The sequence below is a fragment of the Paenibacillus sp. FSL H8-0457 genome, assembly GCF_038051935.1.
Classification (GTDB): Bacteria; Bacillota; Bacilli; order Paenibacillales; family Paenibacillaceae; genus Paenibacillus_AQ; species Paenibacillus_AQ lautus_A.
The window spans coordinates 3132654-3150114 of record NZ_CP150293.1 but is presented as its reverse complement, the minus strand read 5'-3'; the positions used below and the strand labels follow the sequence as shown (position 1 = coordinate 3150114).

Sequence of the window (17461 nt, the reverse complement as noted above, 5' to 3'; positions counted from 1 at the left end):
CTCTAATCGTTGAGACATAATTGGATCAATTCATCAATATGTGCCGTAGCCAAACATTCCACCGCGTCCGCTGCACCGTAATAAATTTTAACCTCGCCATCCTCTTCAAGTATCATGCCGCCAGGGAAGATCACGTTGTTCCGAAAGCCTCCTTCGGTCTCGTAACTAACCTCTGGCGCCAGCAAGGGCTCCTTATACATACCGATGATTTTTTTGGGGTTATCCAAATCCAGCATCATCAAGCCGGCGGTATAACGTTTTTTCCAGGAGGGTTCCCACCCGTTCTTGCCTCTTGCAGGATCAAGATCCACCGCATGAAAAGACGTAAGCCAGCCAAACTTCGTCTTTATTGGAGGAGCCGCGGGACCAATCTTGTCATTGGCAAACGCGACGCCTTCGACAGCGAGCAGCAAACCGGAATTCCCCCAGTACTTCAGGTCCGGCGATTCCGATATCCACATATCAAACCGATCGACTCCCCCTCGGCTGTACACCGTGAATGGCCGCTCCAGCCGTACATAGTTGCCGCCAATCTTCTCGGGAAACAGCACCATGTTGCGCAGATCCGGCGTTGATAGACTCAATATTTCAAAGCTCACAAAATCGTCAGTAACCGCTACGCCTCCGCGAATGCCATGCTGCGTGTCCACGGCAAAACACATGTAACATCGACCATCGATAACGGTGAGCCGAGGGTCATACGCCCGAATGATCTCTTGGTTATGCAGCTTAAAGCACGGCTTTGGCTGCACCTCCCAATGAACTCCGTCATCGCTAAAGGCGACGCCAAGGTCGGTGGTATGATGGGGCTCGAGCGTCCGGCGTTCTACACTTCCGTAGTCGTTACGAAACACCATCACGTATTTCCCGTTGAATTTGGTCACACCGGCATTAAATACAAGCGCTGTCGGATATGGAACGCGGGACGCATCCAGAATCGGGTTATCCGGATGACGCCGAATCACGGAACTTGAGATGAGATTTCCGATATGAAGTGAGTTCATGGCAAAAAGCCTCCTGTTATGGTAAGTTGCCGCTAACCCTTTAAAGAGCCGGCGGTCATTTGCATAAAAGATTTGTTGGCAAAAATATAAGCGATAAGAATCGGGGTTATGGAAAGGCAAGCTCCGGCCATCATGAAGTGAGTCTGGGAAGCGGCAGCAACACCGTACTTCAGATTGGCAAGGCCCACGGTCAACGTCTGCAGCTCCGGTTTGCTGAGCGTAAACACAAACGGGAGCAGATACTCATTCCATGCCCCGCGAAAAGCAAACAGAGCACACACGCCAAGCCCGGGCGTCAGCAAGGGAATGATGATTCGCCAGAACGTTCTGCCCGGCGAGCAACCGTCGATGCGCGCGGCTTCATCCAACTCTCTGGGGATCCCGTTCATAAAGCTGAGCAGGATGAAGAATGCTGAAGCATGGGCGCTGATTAATATCAGGATTACGCCCCACAGCGAGTTATGAAGATGAAGGCGAATCATGAGGTCGAATTGAGGACGCAGCACCACGGCGCCGATGGCGACAAACATCGTAAATGCCTGGAGACCGACGTATAGCTTTTTACCGATAAAGTTCATTCGATTCACGACGTACGCCGCCATGGAAGCCACCAATAACGTTCCGATGGTCGCGGCTCCGGCAACGAACAGGCTGTTCAGCGTGTACGTTGAGAAATTCGCCTGTTCCCAAGCCTCGATATAGTTGGAAAACTGCCAATCGGCCGGCAGAAACGTGGCCCCAGCCGTAAGCTCGGCATTGGTTTTAAAAGAACCGAGCAAGGTGATCACGACGGGAAATAGCGTCAGAAATGCGACGATTAACAGAAACGCCCACAGTATAGTATTCCATGCGATTCTCATGAACGTTTCCCCCTTATTCGTTATGACTCATGCGTTTCGAGCCATAGAAGTACAGTATCGTAATGACGCCGACAATCACGGCCGTAACAAAAGCTACCGCGCTGCCATAGCCGAACTCCTGGATTTGCGTGGATGCCGTGGAGCCTGCCGGAGGGAAGAACAATTTATATACGTATAGGAACATGACATTGGTTTTTCCGATCGGACCGCCATCGGTCATGACCATGATGCTCTCATAACCTTTTAGGGCATTGATAATGGCCAACATGATGATCATTTGCATCACGGGTCCAAGCATAGGGATGGTAATGTATCGGAATTGCTGAAATTTGCTTGCCCCGTCCAATGCAGAGCTCTCATAAACATCCTCGGGAATGTTTTGGAGCCCCGCCAGAAAGAGTAGCATGTAATTGCCAATCGCCCCCCATACGGCCACGAGAATGACGGTCAGCATGGCATAATCCACGCCCAGCCAATCGATGGCATTTCCGATGATTTGATATTTCAGCAGAAACTGATTGAGAATGCCATTATAGGAATTAAAGATCGTAAAAAATACGACCGCCATTACGGCGGTGCTTATGATCGTCGGCATAAAGAAAATCGCTCTGAGCAAATTTCTGCCTTTGATCCTCCAGTTCAGAATAACGGCCAAGATCAGGGCAAGCGGTATCGAGAGCAGGAGTTTGCCTCCGGCGTATATGAACGTGTTGGCTACGGATTCCCAAAACTGATGATCCTTCATGACACGTTCGAAATTGACCAATCCTACGAATCGTTCGGCGCCAAATCCTTTATAATCGTAAAACATATACCTCATCGCCCACATGATCGGGTAAATGCCAAGAACCATGGTCAGAATAAAGCTCGGCAACAGAAAGCTGTATGAAAAAGCAACACTCTTCGCTTTATTCATATCCTCTCAACTCCTTGCGGTCTCTTTAGAATTTAAGAAAGGATGGGGCATGCCCCATCCCCTGTGACACTATCTATTTAGCGTATTGTCCGGCAAGATCCAGCGGATTAAAATCTGCCATCGGCTCCGCCTTCACTTCCCCGCTCGCAATGGCAGCATCCAAGGCGGCATTATAGCGGGTATTCAAATCGTCGATGATGGAATCCAGATCGCCTCCGCTGAGGATGTATTTGAAGAAGGCGTCGTCCGACTTCATGCCTTGTACCGGCACGGTCGGATAGACCGGCCAAACACCGTCGTATTGATTAGGCAGGAACCCGTCGATCCCTTTCACTTCAGGCTTCGCGGCAACAGCGCTAACCGAAGGAACCATCGATATGCCGAATCCCTTCTCTTGGTACTGTTGGAGGATCGACTCATCGTACATGTACGTTAGGAACTTCCATGCGGCTTCCTTGTGCTCCGACTCCGAGCTAATGGCCAGCCACTGACCGCCAAGGAAACCGGAAGCGCCATTGAATTGACCGTCTATGGAAGGAACGGGTGCCGCAGCCCATTCGATTTTGGCCGGGAATTGGGATTGGTAGACTCCCGCCTCAGCAGAAAAAGATAAGTACATGCCGATTTTTCCCTCAGCGAATTGAGCACGCAATGGATCGATATCAAGCGATTCGACACCCGGCAGCATGCTTCCGTCGTCCTTGATTTGTTTGAACGCCTCCATGATCGGCTTAAAGCCGCTAAAGTCATATCGGGCCGTCTTAAAATCATAGCCAAAGCCTCCGAAACCGCTTACCTCTGCGATGACGCGCGCAGAACGCCCTAACGCACTGGAAGGATTTTTGAAATTCTGGGCGAATCCATAGGCTCCGCTTGCCTTTCCTGCCTCCGTTATTTTCTTGGCGGTTTCGACCAGCTCATCCAAAGTGGTTGGCGGCTGCTCAATGCCAGCTTTGGCAAAAAGCTCTTTATTGTAAATCAGTCGCATGGTCGTGCCGTAGTTCGGCAGACTGTAGCGTTTTCCCTCAAAGCTGTTCAGATCCTCCATCAATGGAAACTTTTCCTTCATTTCATCCGTCAGAAACTCGTCGATCGGTGCAAGAAACCCTTTTTTATAGAAGGTCTGGATGGTGTTCTCTTTCACGCGAATGACATCCGGTGGCTCTGAAGTCTGAAAGGACATGTCCAGTGCTTGATCGAAGTCGTCTCCCTTGATGACCAGTTCCACCTCGATGTTATCCTTGTTCGTCTTGTTGAATGTATCGATGGTCTCTTTGACAAACTCGGAATCATGGCGATCTCCGGTCCAATAGGTGATTTTTGTCTTGTCATTGGATCCGGCTTCCGCCCCTTGATCTGTGGACGTCGAGCTGCCGCAAGCTGCCAGACTTCCAGAAAGCATCAGGCATATCGCGGACATGAAGAATCTCTTGCTTATTTTCATCCGTGTTACCTCCCTTTTTATCTACGGAACCTCTTTCTTTCTCTCTCATTATAAAGGGCCCCTCTCACTCGCATAATGCGGGTAACCACACATCGAGGGCAGGTTTCCCCATGAATCCGTTCTTCACAAAACAAGCCTTGCATCCAGAATTACGGGAAACAAGGCTGTATTCTATAGGATGATCCTCAATCCAAATCCATAGGAGTGCTGAGCTTCCCCGTACTATACAGCTTGAACTCGGACGGGGTCATGTTAGTATGCTTCTTGAAGATTTCGCTAAAATAACGGCGATGCTCGTATCCAAGCTTCTGTGCGATCTCCTGTACCTGATAATCATCGATCAGCATTTCTTTGGCTTTTTCCATTCGCTGATGGATCACGAATTGTTGGAAGGAGATATTCAGCACTTTTTTGAACAGATTCGAAAAATAACCGGGGCTGATATTAAACTGCTTCGCACATGTATCCAACGATAAGTTCGTATGTAGATGCGCACATATATAATCCTTTGCCTGATAGATTAATTTGGTTGATTCGTCCGAGCGCTCCTGCTCGACCCAAGAGCAAGCTTCAAGGCATATCCCTTTTACCGTATCCCGCATGATCTGGAATGAACCATGGCCGGAACTCTTCACCGTGTTCCATTGTCCTTCAAGCCTCTTCACCCGCTCGTGAGGGAACAGCTCCGACATGACTCTGCAGATCTTGGATGACAGCTCATAACATAAGTTTTCAACATGCTGCGGCTTGGGCAGCGGGTCACGCTGCAGCAAGTCATTAAATATCTGCTCCAGAATCAGCTGGCATTTTTCCCTGTGCCCGGATCGTAAGGCAAACAGAAACTCTTGTTCCGTCGAAGCCGTATAATTCAAAAGGGTCTTTTCTTCGGCAGAAGTGCCGGAATAACTGCTTACACCATTGCCGTCTGTATAAAAATGATAATCCAGCGCATTCAAAGCCTGCTGATAGGAATCGGGCAGCTCATCGATTGAATGAACGCACATGCCGATCCCGATGGAAATAGTCGAATGCGTAAATTGAAAAATGTTTTGCCGGCAAGCCTCCGATATTTGCTCCGCCATCCCCATATCCTCGCAATTGATCAGGCAGATCAAGCGATTCAATGCCTCGCTGAAGACGACGCCATGGGTAACCCCTCCAATCGTTTCCTCCAAAATATTGCGCAAACTGAACCTGATTAGCTCCACTTCACGTGCTGGCTGCTCCTTATATTTGTCCATGAAACGGTCCACTTCCACGATAAAGAGATTGAATCGCCGTGGCTCAAGCTTGATGCCAAGTGCTTGCCATTGCTGATATGCCGCTTCCGGATTCATACGGTGATGGATCAGCAATGACAAGTATTCCTGCTGCAGGACCGGCAAGCTTTTGATCATGTTCTGCTTGAGTTCCAAGACCTTGCTTTGCTCCTGCAATTCTTCCAGGTACGCAGCCTTTGCCTTCAAAACGACCTGGATGATTTCGTCAATCGAGAACGGTTTCTTCACAAAATCAAAGGCTCCCAAGCGGATGGCCTGTCTCGTGAACGAGAAATCGGTGTATGCGCTGAGAATGACAATCTTCGTGTAAGGAGAACTTTCGAGAATTTCCTGCGTCATGGCCAACCCATCCTTCTTCGGCATCCGGATGTCCGTTAGGACAATATCGGGTTTCGTCTCTTTCACGAGGCGGATGCCTTCCTCGCCATCCAGTGCCGTGCCAACGACTTCGATATGATGATCCTTCCAAGGCGGCTTCCGTGCGATCATGTCGACCACGCTTCGAATATCATCAATGATGCATAACTTAATCACGGGTAATCCATTCGTCATGATTCAACGTCCCCTTCTCTAATCGGCATCCATATTTCCGTTCTTGATCCTTTGCCGGGAAGACTGGTCAGCTTGATTCCGGCATCTTCACCATAAAAGAGACTAAGCCGGTTCACGATATTATTCAAGGCATAACCCTTCTTGGAGACCCGCGGCTCCAGCATCCCCTTCATGACGTTATCCGCATCCATGCCGATTCCGTTATCCTCAATGATCAGATATAACAGCTGGCCCTGCCTGCAAACGTGCAAGTGGATTTGACCTCCTGAGCCGATGTCCCTAAACCCGTGCTGAATACTGTTTTCCACGATCGGCTGCAATAGAATTTTGGGCATCAGGCAAGTTAACAACGAATCGTCGGTCACGGTAACTTCAAACTCAAACAGCCCCTCATAACATTTTTGCTGCAGGAGACAATACTGCTCCACATGCAGAAGCTCATCCTCCAGCGTGTTCCAGTCCTTGCCTCCGCTCAGCCCTAACTGGAACATCTGGGACAAGGACAAAATCATCTCATTGACCTCATCGTTCTCGCCAAGCACCGATTTGCAGTAGATCGTATTCAGGGTGTTGTATAAAAAATGCGGCTCCATCTGCGCGGTTAAAGCCCGCATCTCCGCCTTACGTTTCCCGGATTCACTCAGCCTTACATCATCGATGAGCCGATTGATTTCGTCCAGCATGCGGTTAAATTGATAACCCACCTGCGCAACTTCGTCGGTAGACCGGCTGGCAAAACGGACGTTCAATCGGTTGTCCTCAACCTCCCGCATGAGCCGCTGCAGTTTATATAACGGGTTGAGCAGGATTGCCGTCAATTTGGTGGACAGCAGCCAGGTAAGAAGCAGAAAGAACAGCATGATATAAAAGGTGGTTCGCTTGACTCCGTTCATTTGCTCCAGCAGCTTATCCTTCTGCTGAATGCCGAACAGGCTCCAGTCTTTGACCACGGCGGATCGGGTGTAATTCACCAGGTAATCGGTTTCGTCAAAATGATGAAAAAAAGAACCTTGGTTACCTTCCGATACTTTGTACAGGAATGGTTTATCTTTCATGAGATTATGGCTGGACGACCAGGCGGTCCGAATGACTTCCTCGCCTTTCGAATCAATGACAAAATAATCGCTGTCATCATTCGAAGAATGCTGGTTGACCATGCCGATCAACCCGCTCTCGTTCACGTTCACCACGATGAATACGTTGGTGTTGGAAACGTTCTCCTGCGTTCCCTTGGTAACAAAGGAAAGCGTTCGGCTGTTCCCGGTAAAAAATTTGTCGGTGTGCCCCTTAACCCAGATCCCTCCATAATTCTCCTTCACGTCGTAATACATGCTGGATTCATAAAAGGACTGGGTCTGGGAACGACGCTGCGATACTGGATAAAAATCCCCGATCGGGGTAGCAATGAGTATGCTTTCGATCAGTGGCTCGTTAAAGGTAACCTGTGAAAACACATACTGAAGCTCGGACAAATGCACGTAATAATTCGAGATGTCGTTGCTCTGCACATCCAGCATCATTTCCTTAAAGGCGTAGCTGAACATTAGGGAACGAACCGAATTGGAGATCCCGGCCAATTTGTCGTCCAGAATCTGAGTCGTTTTGTTCACGGTCTCTTGTCTGGATTCGAAAGCGTTCTTCTGAAGCTCTTTGGAGGCGATCCAATAGGTTGTCATGCCTACCGCTCCAATTGCAAGCGTTATCATAATGATGAAGGATAAGCGAACTCTTTGTTTAAACGTGATCCCGTAAACCCACTTGCTGAACTTTCCGGTAAAATGCTCGTGTCTTTGTCGTTTAATCAATACTCGATCAACCTCTCCTGAAATGACAAGAAGTCCTGCCATGTCGTAACTAATCTGTTGCGGTCATTTTACAATAAAATATCATTTTCGCAATAGGAGATTCCATATCCCGCCCCTGCACATTCTACTTTTATCGTTCCATTCGCCAGATAAGGTAAGGGAAAGTTATGCTAACTTATTGGTGCGATGATTGGTTTATGCTACCATTTAGTAAGGCAAATCTGACATTCTATAATAATCGAATACAATAGACAAGGAGAATCACATGCCGGGAACGATCACATTAATCCGTTATAACGGAACCGAAAAACACGCTTTGGCCGAATCCAAAGCCTATGCAACCCGCAGCCAAGTCAATGAACGGCCGCAAATCATGCTGTGGTTTGAAACGGAAACCGAGACCGAACCGCTTCAGGATTTCCCGGATTCGGATGAGCTGCTGAACAATCCGGACGCGGAGCTTACGATTTATCTGGATACGCTAAAACTGAATGAGTTTGCACCGCTGGAATTTACGCTTGCCCAGGGCTATAACGAGAACTCCAGAAGCCTGGATGCAAGACTCTATTATTTTGAACATCAGGAGGTAAATGATAACCGGGGACGCATTGAGTATAGAGGAAATGGCGTATTTTACGTATATTGGACTGGAACGACGATGGACGTCAATTATTATGATGGGAGTAAGCCGGATACCCGGCTGGAATTGGAAGGCGAGTTTACGATGGAGAAATACGTGGAATGGTTATAAAGAAGAATACATAATCTGCAGCAAGACCCTTCAACCTCGTAGAGCCAACCTTCGTAGTCATGGCTCTACGGGTTGCATCCGTATCCACATTACATAGGTTTCTTGAGCCTTAAACGCCAAACTGTTTCAAGTGATGGTCCAGATGCTTGTATAATCCCCTCCCCCATTGCTCCGAGGTCAGTTTACCGAAGAAAGGATGAGGATGCGTGGTACATTTCTCGGGTCCGTGCTTTTGGAATGCTATCAATTTTTCTTTCAATTGTTCTCTTTCCGTTTCAAATTCTCTTGGATCCGCAATCAAAATATCCGGAATAGTCGACATGTTGCGAGGTAACGGTTTTTCATTATAAAACACGGGCTTCGCGAAATTCCCTACCAACCTACCTAGCCAGCCTCTTGGCGGGTTTGTGATGCCCATGGCGATGTCTTGGAACGCGGAGCAGTGAGACAGCATTTGGGCAGCATCCATTTTTCCCCATAACGGTTGTGATTGAGGGCTTAATGCGTCGATTCGGTTTAATATTTGGGTCATATCGAAATGATTGAACATATTATTCATGTTTGTCTCTCCCTATAGTGAAATCCATGTCTAAACACCTGATTATATGATAGCTGACCCATCTACGGGACATTTCTTTTGGATTGCTTTCTTGTTTTAATATTTTAATAAGAGAATGAATATCATCCAACCTGTGAAGAAAAGTGAAACTGCAGCCAATAGGATTGAAACTTGATGGCGCCTGGTTTCGCGTATGTATTTCCACTCCATATATCCGCGAAAGCAGAAGATTAGGGATAATAAGAATGGCCATATGGGATAAGGTCTGCTTCTATCCATCGTCCATACAAGAATGAGTATCGGAATTAATAAAGCCCATGAGCCCAGAAGATACCATTTATACACCGGTGTGTCACGCATCTCTTCTTCGCCTACATCAATAATCTTCCTTAGGACCCATTGTCCAACTATAATAACAAGGACTATAAATGAGTATAATCCCTCCATTTACCATCCTCCTTTAGGTGGAATAAAATGCAAGTGCTTTCTACAACCATCTCATAAAAAAACCTTTGGTTATCTTCACATGACTTGCTTGTGCCCATAGTTCAAGCTGCTCGATCCCTTCAGTCTGATCCTCCAAGAACTGAAAACATAGCTTCAAAGGCACGATTCTACGCCCTTTCGGCTTGATTCCGGTCACCGGTTTCCTGTCCTGGTTGATCAGTAAACATGCCACGGAATCTGCGTTCATTTCTTTTCCGTTTATTATGATCCCGTCTTGATGCATTTTCATCACGCCTGGTTTCATCAGGCAGGTTCTGTAGAAGGAGATGATGAATACGGTGGAACAAAAAACTAACCACACTATACAGGCATAATAAAAGAAGTCCCTTTCTCCCTGTTCCAACATGATATTTCCAAGAAGAATAACGATTAAGAGCAGCATGGAAACCATTAATTTAATGCCAGACGGGGCTGAAACGCTAAACATCCTGTTATTGTTCATGTGATCTCCTATCATCGAATAAGGTTGATTCTGTATTCACCTTAAAGTATATGCTCATTATACCTGCACTCACAAAATGTGGTAACCTGATTTGCAATAACCCAATAAAAAAAGCCCCGATTTTAGCGGCAGCTCATATCAGTGCTATGTATCCACATCATTTTATTAAAAAGCATTTAGAAATCACATGATCAACACCTCATATTCTAAAAATAATAAAATACTTACTTACCGTTCAAATCTCCTGCAGCCAAATGATTCGCTTCCACCGGTTTGCTCAGCCAATGCTCGTCGGTTTGAACATGATTCTTGCGGACGTACTTGGCAGCGCTATGCTTAAAATCGTCATATGCAAATGCGGAAGCAAGCCTAACCACATAACCTTCCTGTTCACCGCCGCAGCAAGATCGCTTCGTATAACAAGCCTTGGCAGCCTCCTCGTCCCAGATTCCCCGGTACAACACAGGAACCGTAACCAGCCCCAGACGTTCCGCCCATTCCTCCGTCTCATCCCATGACAGGCACTCATTCAACTCATTCCACACGGAGAACAGCATGAAGTAGGACGGCAGCGCCGAATACGAAAGCGAATGTTTGGCATAGACGTTTTCCCCGCAGAGACGATATCCCTCCGGAATCAAATACTTGATGCCCCCATGCAGCGTCTTGACATAATGACGGGAAGGATGATCCTTGCTGTCCAGGGATCTGGCGTGAATGAAATCGGGGTACATGGTGGTGTTCTCCCCATCCATTTTCTCGGTAATGACGACCTCCTGCCCCTTAAAATGGTCGGTATTCCGCAAAATCTTATCGTCGTCGGTATAACCTCTGGACCAGGGCAGATGCATCGTTCTGGGGTATTTCATTTTCATCGTTGTTCACCTCTCTTACTTGCCGAACGTATCGGCCTCTGCGAAGAAATACAGCTGAGCCAGCAAATCCTCGCCTAACAAATGATAAATCTTGGATGCGCCGGCATCGCCTCCATGCAATATTTCCATATGGAAGCTGACAAGTTGGACGACATGAAGCACAAATTCATCCTCATACCCAAGGTCTTTTAAGGCATGACATGCCATGATGGCCGATACATGCTCATGTCCATAATAGGAATAGTATCCTCGAGCCTGCTTCCATACTTTGCAAAACGGCTTGCCCGCGTCATGGAACAGAGCCGCTAATTGCATAGCCAGCAGATGATCGCCTTCACCTTCATAGCAATTTTGGATGTATTCCAGCACGGCAAACGTATGCTCCGACAACGTTCTCGAATGGAACGGATTCTCTTGATCAAATCCCAGCATCGTTTGAAAATAGGGGGATTGCGATAAGTAACCGAACAACTCATCGTGATCCGGCCTGCGCGTTAGCAGCTGTTCCAAATCCTCTCTTGCCAGCTGAGTTTCACCCGCCTCATGAACGAGGTGCAGATCGACAAACCCTTCACCCATGACCGGGAATTCAAGATTCTTGGCATACTTGGTCATGATCTTCTCATCAAGCCGGCGTTTTCGTCTCTTAACTCTATCCAGTGCCACTTCATAAGGAGTCGTGCAGATATGGCACTCCACCCGTCGATCGCCATACCGTTTCAGAAATTTCAGTCTTCGTTCCCGGCTGACATTCGTTGCGTCGAATACGACGTTTCGATCCGACTTCAGCGCCTCTTCGATTTCGGCGAAAGCCTCGTCAAATACCATATACGTATTTTTCTGTTTGGATTCGCTGCCAAACAATCTTTCGCGTATCGCGTCCGTCGCAACCAGCACGGCCCGCTCGCTTTTGCACAATTGTTTGGCATAATAGCTTTTCCCGCTGCCGGGTATCCCGACCAGCATATGAATCGTACTCATGAAATTCACCTCCTTTCGCGACTAGCTTAGCATGGTGTCAGTGTCATGGTTTACCTGTTCGGAGGGGCTGAGCGTTATATTCTTTCGAATCATTCTCTTTGATGGACATCGCCAATCGAATTTCATCCCTCCAAATAATGTACCACGCTTGCGCCTTGCTTGAGTAAGCAAAGAATATGTATATTCAACTTTTACATACCGAACAAAAAGCCGATTGCCTGCAGAAAGTGCATCCGCAGACAATCAGCCTTTATGTCGTATCTACTTGCCCGATCTCGCTTTCGGAGCAGGAGCGGTCGTATCCCGCTCCACCAGCTTAACAGGGATCAGCGCCCTGCCCGGTGTCGGTTTCCCTCTCTCCAGCCAGTTTACGACATGCTCGGCCGCTTGGCGGCCGATCTCGTAAAAGTTCTGCTCGACGGTAGTCAGAGGGATCATCACATGCTCCGTGACCGGATTATTATCAAAGCCTATGATGGAGATATCGTCCGGAATACGGATCCCCCTCTCCAAACAGAGGTTTAGCAGGTTGGCGGCGATCAGATCATTTTCCGTCTGAACGGCCGTCACCCCCTCCGTCTTGTACGAGTCCAGCAGCTCGTTATAAAATTGCTCCACGCCGACCTTCTCCCGGTAACCCTTCATGTTCAGCCTGATATAACGGCTGTCGAGGGGAAGCCCGTGGTCCTTCAGCGCTTGGCAGTATCCGAAATACCGGTCGCGCACCGACGAAGTGGATTCAATGCTGACCGCGGTCAAAAACGCAATCTTTCGGTGTCCGAGCTCAATCAATCGGGATACGGCTTGATAAGAGCCGCTCCAATTATCCGAAACGACCGCCCCGAGCGGGAGGCTGTCAAAGTATTTATCGATGGTCACGATCGGATAATCTTCAAGGCACAGCCGATGCAGGATATCGTAGTTCGTATGATCGTTCCGCGGGTACAATATAATGGCTGCAATGCCCTTTCGGGTCAGCATCTCCAGGAGATCGCGCTCCTTCTGGGAGTCATAATCGCTCTGATGAATGCTTAAATAGTAGCCGTTCGCGTTCAGCCAGTCCGAAGCGCCGCGAATATACCCCATCGTGCCGCGGTCGTCTTCGGAAGGCAGGATCAGCGATATCATTTTTTCCGTTCCAACCGATCGCTGCTCCTGCCCCCGCTGCCGGGGTTTGACAAAGCTGCCGCTTCCTTTGACGCGGTAGATGAACCCGTCCCGCTCCAGCTCCTCGAGCGCTCTTCTTGTTGTAATGCGGCTCACGCCGAAGGCCGTACTCAGCTCGGCCTCGGTAGGAAGCTGGGCCTCGGAAGGGTACAGGCCGGATGAAATTTTCGATTTTAGCTCGTCCATCATCACGCGGTACAGCGGTTTATTGTCTTTGGTCAACTTGGTTCTCATCCCATCTTTATCTATTTTCCGGTTTGATCTAGTCCAACTAAAATTATAGCGTTAGCATCATTGGCATGTAAACCGCCCCGATCGATCATGCCTGCCTCCCGTCATGGTTACTTCACGTTCGTATAGCGTTCATACTGCGCTCTTTTGATTTCCAGGTAACGCTGGGCCCCCATTTTGTCCAAGGTCTTAACGTAGTTATCCCAATCCGTGTCCAGACTCGCTTTACCCGTAACAAATTTGACCCGCATCTCCTCCATGTATTTATTGATGTCGGTCAGAATCGCGCTGGTTTGGTTGGCTTCGTCATCCGTGGGAACAAAATCCGGCCAAAGCTCTTTGGGCGCCAACTCATCCAGCTCGGCAGGATCCGCTTTGATCTCGTCAGCGACCGTCGTCCCGCGAGCCGCCATCCGCAAATCGTCGTCAGGCTCAACATAAGGATAATAAGCGCCATACACATTATCAACATATTGGAAGGCACCCAGCTGCACGCCACCCTTGTAGTTCAATATTTCGTCCTTGTATTTCGGTTTGCCGTCCACCAGTTCGTAAGTTTCTCCTTCCAATCCAAAGGTAGCGAAGTTAATCCCTTCTTCACCGTAGAAATAATCGATCCACTTGATGGTTTCGACCGGATACTTGTTTTTGTTGGTAATCACGAAACCGAAGATCCCTTTGGCCGGCGGTCCCAGCACCCCCGCGACTCTATCGCCGTTCGGACCTTCCAGGGCATGGATGCCCACATAATTTTCGGCCGCTTCCTTTCCGATATATCCCGGCCCTTCCCATACAAACGAGCCGATCAAATTGTTGGAGCCGTCCGTAGACCATTTGGCATAATCGTAGCCGGTTGTGAAATTCTGCTGAGCCAACGAGCCGTCCTTGTACAGATCGCTCATATAACGCAAGAGCTCCCTGTATTTCGGATCGTTGAACGTCGTCTTGACTTGTCCGTCCGCGTCCTTATAGAGATACTGTCCGAAAGCCTTGGCGCCGCCTTCGCCCATGCCGAAGCTGCCGGCCAGAAAGCTCTCCAGGAAGGTCCAGTACTGCGATTCAAGCACCCAGCCGAGGCGGGAACTGTCCTTCTCCCGAACCTTCATGAGCGCTTGGCGGAACTCCTCGGTCGTCTTGGGCACTTCAAGCCCCGCTTCATCCAGCCAATCCTGATTAATATACAGGCGAACGGAATTGAACGCTTTCGAAAAATCAACGTATGGAAGAGCGTATATATGTCCGTCCGACATCGTAATCGCTCCTCTGATATCCGGGTTGTCCTTGAGCAGCTTATTTAAATTCGGCGCATGCTGTTCAATCAAGTCCTCGAGCGGAACAAACAAGCCCTGCTTGCCATATTTCATCAGCTCGTCGGTGCCGAAGGCAATACGGTAGAACGCATCGGGCAGGTCGTTGGAGCCGAGCATGACATTTTTCCTCTCGGTTACGGCGGAACCGGCCAGCTCCTCAAACTCAACCTCGATTCCGGACATCTCCTCGTATTTTTGCCACATCCATAATTGATCAGCTGGTGGATGCACATCGGTATATCCGCGTTTGACGATCCTTAGCTTGATGTTCCCGGTGTCTCCGTCCGTTCCGACTGGTTCCGGCTCCGCCTTTCCCCCTGATCCGCCGCAGGCGGAAAGCGTCAACGAGCATGTCAACATGAAAGCAAGCAGAAGATTCATTCCTTTTCTCATAAATCCATATCCCCTCTTTTCATGATTATGAGTTCCAAGCGGTAATTGACCGCTCCTATATCGGCTTACCCTTTGATAGCTCCCACCATGATGCCTTTCTCAAAGAATCGCGACAGCAGCGGATACAATAGCAAGAGCGGCAGGGCGGATAATACGACGATCGCATATTTCAGCCCTTCCTTAACCATCATCTGATCCGCGTATTCGGCGCCGACCGAAATTCCGGCCATTTCCTTGAAGTCGTTCTGCACCAGGATTTCTCTTAAAATCAGCTGCAGCGGGAATTTCTCCCGGTCTGTCAAATAAATCATAGCGTCAAAATACGAGTTCCAGTGGCCCACTCCATAGAACAGAATCATCACAGCAATGATCGGCATGGACAAAGGCAGCACGATTCGGAACAGCATATGGTAATCGTTGCAGCCGTCGACGTAGGCGCTCTCTTCCAGTTCCACCGGAATCCGAGTCTGAAAATAGGTTCTCATAATAATCATGTTGTAGGCGCTGATCGCTCCGGGCAGCACCAATGCCCACATCGTATTCAGTAATCCAAGCTCCTTGTTCACCAAGTACTGCGGGATCAATCCGCCGCTGAAAAACATCGTAAAAGCAAAAAGCAGCGTGAATAGTCCCTTGCCATAAAAGCGCTTTCTGGATAACGGGTACGCACCGAATACCGTCATCATGATATTGATCGCGGTACCCACGAGAGCGTAAAGCAGCGTATTGGCATACCCGCTCCATATTTCGCTGTTCTCGAATACTTTGGCATAGCTGTCCAGGTTGAAGCCTGCCGGAAAGAGCAGCAGCGGCTTGTCCCATATTTGGCGCGGATCGGAGAATGACGCAAACAAAACAAAAATGAGCGGGTACAAAATGACGATGGTCACGAGAATCGCCAGCACTAATATTATGATATCGGCCAGTTTTTCTCCTGGCGTTCGTTTAATGTTCAGCAGCACTTCTTAGGCTCCCTCCCTATTCCTGCATCGACGGCCTTTACCACAAGCTGGTCTCCCCCGCCTTGCGTGCAACCGCATTAACGATGATCAGGATGATAAAATTGATCACATTGTTGAACAGGCCGACTGCCGCCGAAAAGCTGTACTGAGTGTTAAGCAGTCCGCTCTTGTACATGTAAGTGGAGATTACCTCGGAGGTTTCCAGGTTCATCGCATTTTGCATCAACAGGATTTTCTCGAAGCCGACACTCATGATGCCGCCTGCACTCAAGATAGACAGGATGACGATCGTCGGGACGATGCCGGGAATCGTAATATGCCAAATTCGGCGAAATTTGCTGGCGCCATCCATATATGCCGCCTCGTACAGGTCCGGCGAGATGCCCGAGATGGCTGCGCTGTAGATGAGTGAAGACCAGCCAACTCCCTGCCATACGCCCGACCAGACATAGAGATGCCAGAATTTAGACGGCTCTGCCAAATAATCGACCGGTTCCTTCCCCAAGGAGACTAGGATGGAGTTAAAGACGCCATTCGTAGGCGAGATGAAAAAAAACAGGATACCGACTGCAACGACGACCGAAATAAAGTGAGGAGCATAAGAAATGCTTTGAGCGAATGAGCGGAATTTGCGATTCCGAATCTCGTTGAACAATAGCGCCAGCAGGATCGGTGCGGGAATGCCGACCAGCAGTCCGTATAAACTGATCCCGATCGTATTTTTCAGAATCGTCCAAAAATAATAGGCGTCAAACAGCCGCTCAAAATGTTCGAACCCGACCCATGGGCTGTTCCAGATGCCAAGCCCGGGCATAAAATCCTTGAAAGCGATTTGTACGCCGTACATCGGCCAATAATGCCAGACCAAAAAGTAAAGCACTGCCGGGGAAATGATGATATACAGCCCGATATTTCGCTTTAGCTGCCTCTTAACATGCGTCCACCGGGTGGGTTTGGGAGCGGGCTGTGGGGATGCCGAGTTTAATCGGGCGTCCATGCTTAATCATGACCTCCTTTATCTAATCGAATGGCGTGTAGCAGAAGTCTGAGCTGTGCGAGATCATCAGCAATATCTGCTTGGTACAGTAATATGACACCTCCCTTCTATTCACTTGTACTAACATTTGTTATGTAATTAATAATTTGTTATAACACATTTTAGTGAGGTTTTATTTTCCAGTCAATATGACATCGAATAATTGCTACTTTAGTTGTATAAACGCGGAATTGTTATGACAAATTTCGACGGTTGCAGCCTTATTAACATCGTCCTGCGTGCCGTAGGTTGTCGAACGATCCCACAAGGGAGGGCCGGTATCATTCCGAAAAAAAGAAACAGCCGCATGGTTTACGCGGCTGTTTCTATTAAATAAACGAGCGTTTAGAAACGCATGGTCGATGTTCATTACCTTGCTCTAAGTC

At 48.5% G+C, this 17461-nt stretch carries 16 protein-coding genes; 1 reads left to right on the top strand and 15 read right to left on the bottom strand.

What is annotated here, in order from left to right; all coding sequences use genetic code 11:
- Nucleotides 1-2: 2 nt before the first annotated feature.
- The 6 genes from MHI43_RS14080 to MHI43_RS14055 form a co-directional block, all read right to left on the bottom strand.
- Nucleotides 3-1004 (bottom strand): glycoside hydrolase family 130 protein, encoded by a 1002-nt coding sequence (locus MHI43_RS14080; protein ID WP_036663336.1) that lies wholly within the window; start codon nt 1002-1004, stop codon nt 3-5.
- Nucleotides 1005-1036: 32 nt separating this feature from the next.
- The gene (locus MHI43_RS14075) at nt 1037-1864 is read right to left on the bottom strand and encodes a carbohydrate ABC transporter permease (protein ID WP_036663339.1); all 828 of its coding nucleotides are present in this window, start codon (nt 1862-1864) and stop codon (nt 1037-1039) included.
- A gap of 13 nt (nt 1865-1877) precedes the next feature.
- The gene (locus tag MHI43_RS14070; RefSeq protein ID WP_036663341.1) at nt 1878-2780 is read right to left on the bottom strand and encodes a sugar ABC transporter permease; all 903 of its coding nucleotides are present in this window, start codon (nt 2778-2780) and stop codon (nt 1878-1880) included.
- Between the two features lie 73 nt (nt 2781-2853).
- On the bottom strand, nt 2854-4224 hold the full coding sequence (locus MHI43_RS14065) for a sugar ABC transporter substrate-binding protein (protein WP_036663343.1): 1371 nt from the start codon (nt 4222-4224) through the stop codon (nt 2854-2856).
- 185 nt (nt 4225-4409) lie between these two features.
- Complete coding sequence (locus tag MHI43_RS14060; RefSeq protein ID WP_036663346.1) at nt 4410-6056, bottom strand: response regulator; 1647 nt, start codon at nt 6054-6056, stop codon at nt 4410-4412.
- Nucleotides 6053-7861, bottom strand: a complete 1809-nt coding sequence (locus tag MHI43_RS14055; RefSeq protein WP_036663348.1) for a sensor histidine kinase — start codon at nt 7859-7861, stop codon at nt 6053-6055. The genes MHI43_RS14060 and MHI43_RS14055 overlap by 4 nt, the downstream gene beginning before the upstream one ends.
- A 265-nt stretch (nt 7862-8126) precedes the next feature.
- Here MHI43_RS14055 and MHI43_RS14050 point away from each other — a divergent pair, with 265 nt between their 5' ends.
- Nucleotides 8127-8612, top strand: coding sequence for a hypothetical protein (locus MHI43_RS14050; protein WP_015734989.1), 486 nt, complete (start codon nt 8127-8129; stop codon nt 8610-8612).
- Nucleotides 8613-8721: 109 nt separating this feature from the next.
- On the opposite strand, the gene MHI43_RS14045 is transcribed toward MHI43_RS14050, so the two are convergent.
- The 9 genes from MHI43_RS14045 to MHI43_RS14005 form a co-directional block, all read right to left on the bottom strand.
- Entirely contained in the window at nt 8722-9171 is a 450-nt protein-coding gene (locus MHI43_RS14045; protein WP_009590564.1) for a DUF1569 domain-containing protein, read from the bottom strand.
- Between the two features lie 96 nt (nt 9172-9267).
- Nucleotides 9268-9618, bottom strand: a complete 351-nt coding sequence (locus tag MHI43_RS14040; RefSeq protein ID WP_015734987.1) for a DUF4181 domain-containing protein — start codon at nt 9616-9618, stop codon at nt 9268-9270.
- A 40-nt stretch (nt 9619-9658) separates the two neighbouring features.
- Nucleotides 9659-10120, bottom strand: coding sequence for a hypothetical protein (locus MHI43_RS14035; protein WP_036663351.1), 462 nt, complete (start codon nt 10118-10120; stop codon nt 9659-9661).
- 224 nt (nt 10121-10344) lie between these two features.
- On the bottom strand, nt 10345-10995 hold the full coding sequence (locus MHI43_RS14030) for an RNA ligase family protein (RefSeq protein ID WP_036663354.1): 651 nt from the start codon (nt 10993-10995) through the stop codon (nt 10345-10347).
- A gap of 15 nt (nt 10996-11010) precedes the next feature.
- Entirely contained in the window at nt 11011-11976 is a 966-nt protein-coding gene (locus tag MHI43_RS14025; protein WP_015734984.1) for an AAA family ATPase, read from the bottom strand.
- A gap of 261 nt (nt 11977-12237) precedes the next feature.
- The gene (locus MHI43_RS14020; protein WP_341283271.1) at nt 12238-13377 is read right to left on the bottom strand and encodes a GntR family transcriptional regulator; all 1140 of its coding nucleotides are present in this window, start codon (nt 13375-13377) and stop codon (nt 12238-12240) included.
- Between the two features lie 107 nt (nt 13378-13484).
- On the bottom strand, nt 13485-15077 hold the full coding sequence (locus tag MHI43_RS14015; protein ID WP_036663357.1) for an ABC transporter substrate-binding protein: 1593 nt from the start codon (nt 15075-15077) through the stop codon (nt 13485-13487).
- A 65-nt stretch (nt 15078-15142) separates the two neighbouring features.
- Entirely contained in the window at nt 15143-16039 is an 897-nt protein-coding gene (locus MHI43_RS14010; protein ID WP_036663360.1) for a carbohydrate ABC transporter permease, read from the bottom strand.
- Between the two features lie 37 nt (nt 16040-16076).
- Nucleotides 16077-17036, bottom strand: a complete 960-nt coding sequence (locus MHI43_RS14005; protein ID WP_036663361.1) for an ABC transporter permease subunit — start codon at nt 17034-17036, stop codon at nt 16077-16079.
- Nucleotides 17037-17461 lie beyond the last annotated feature (425 nt).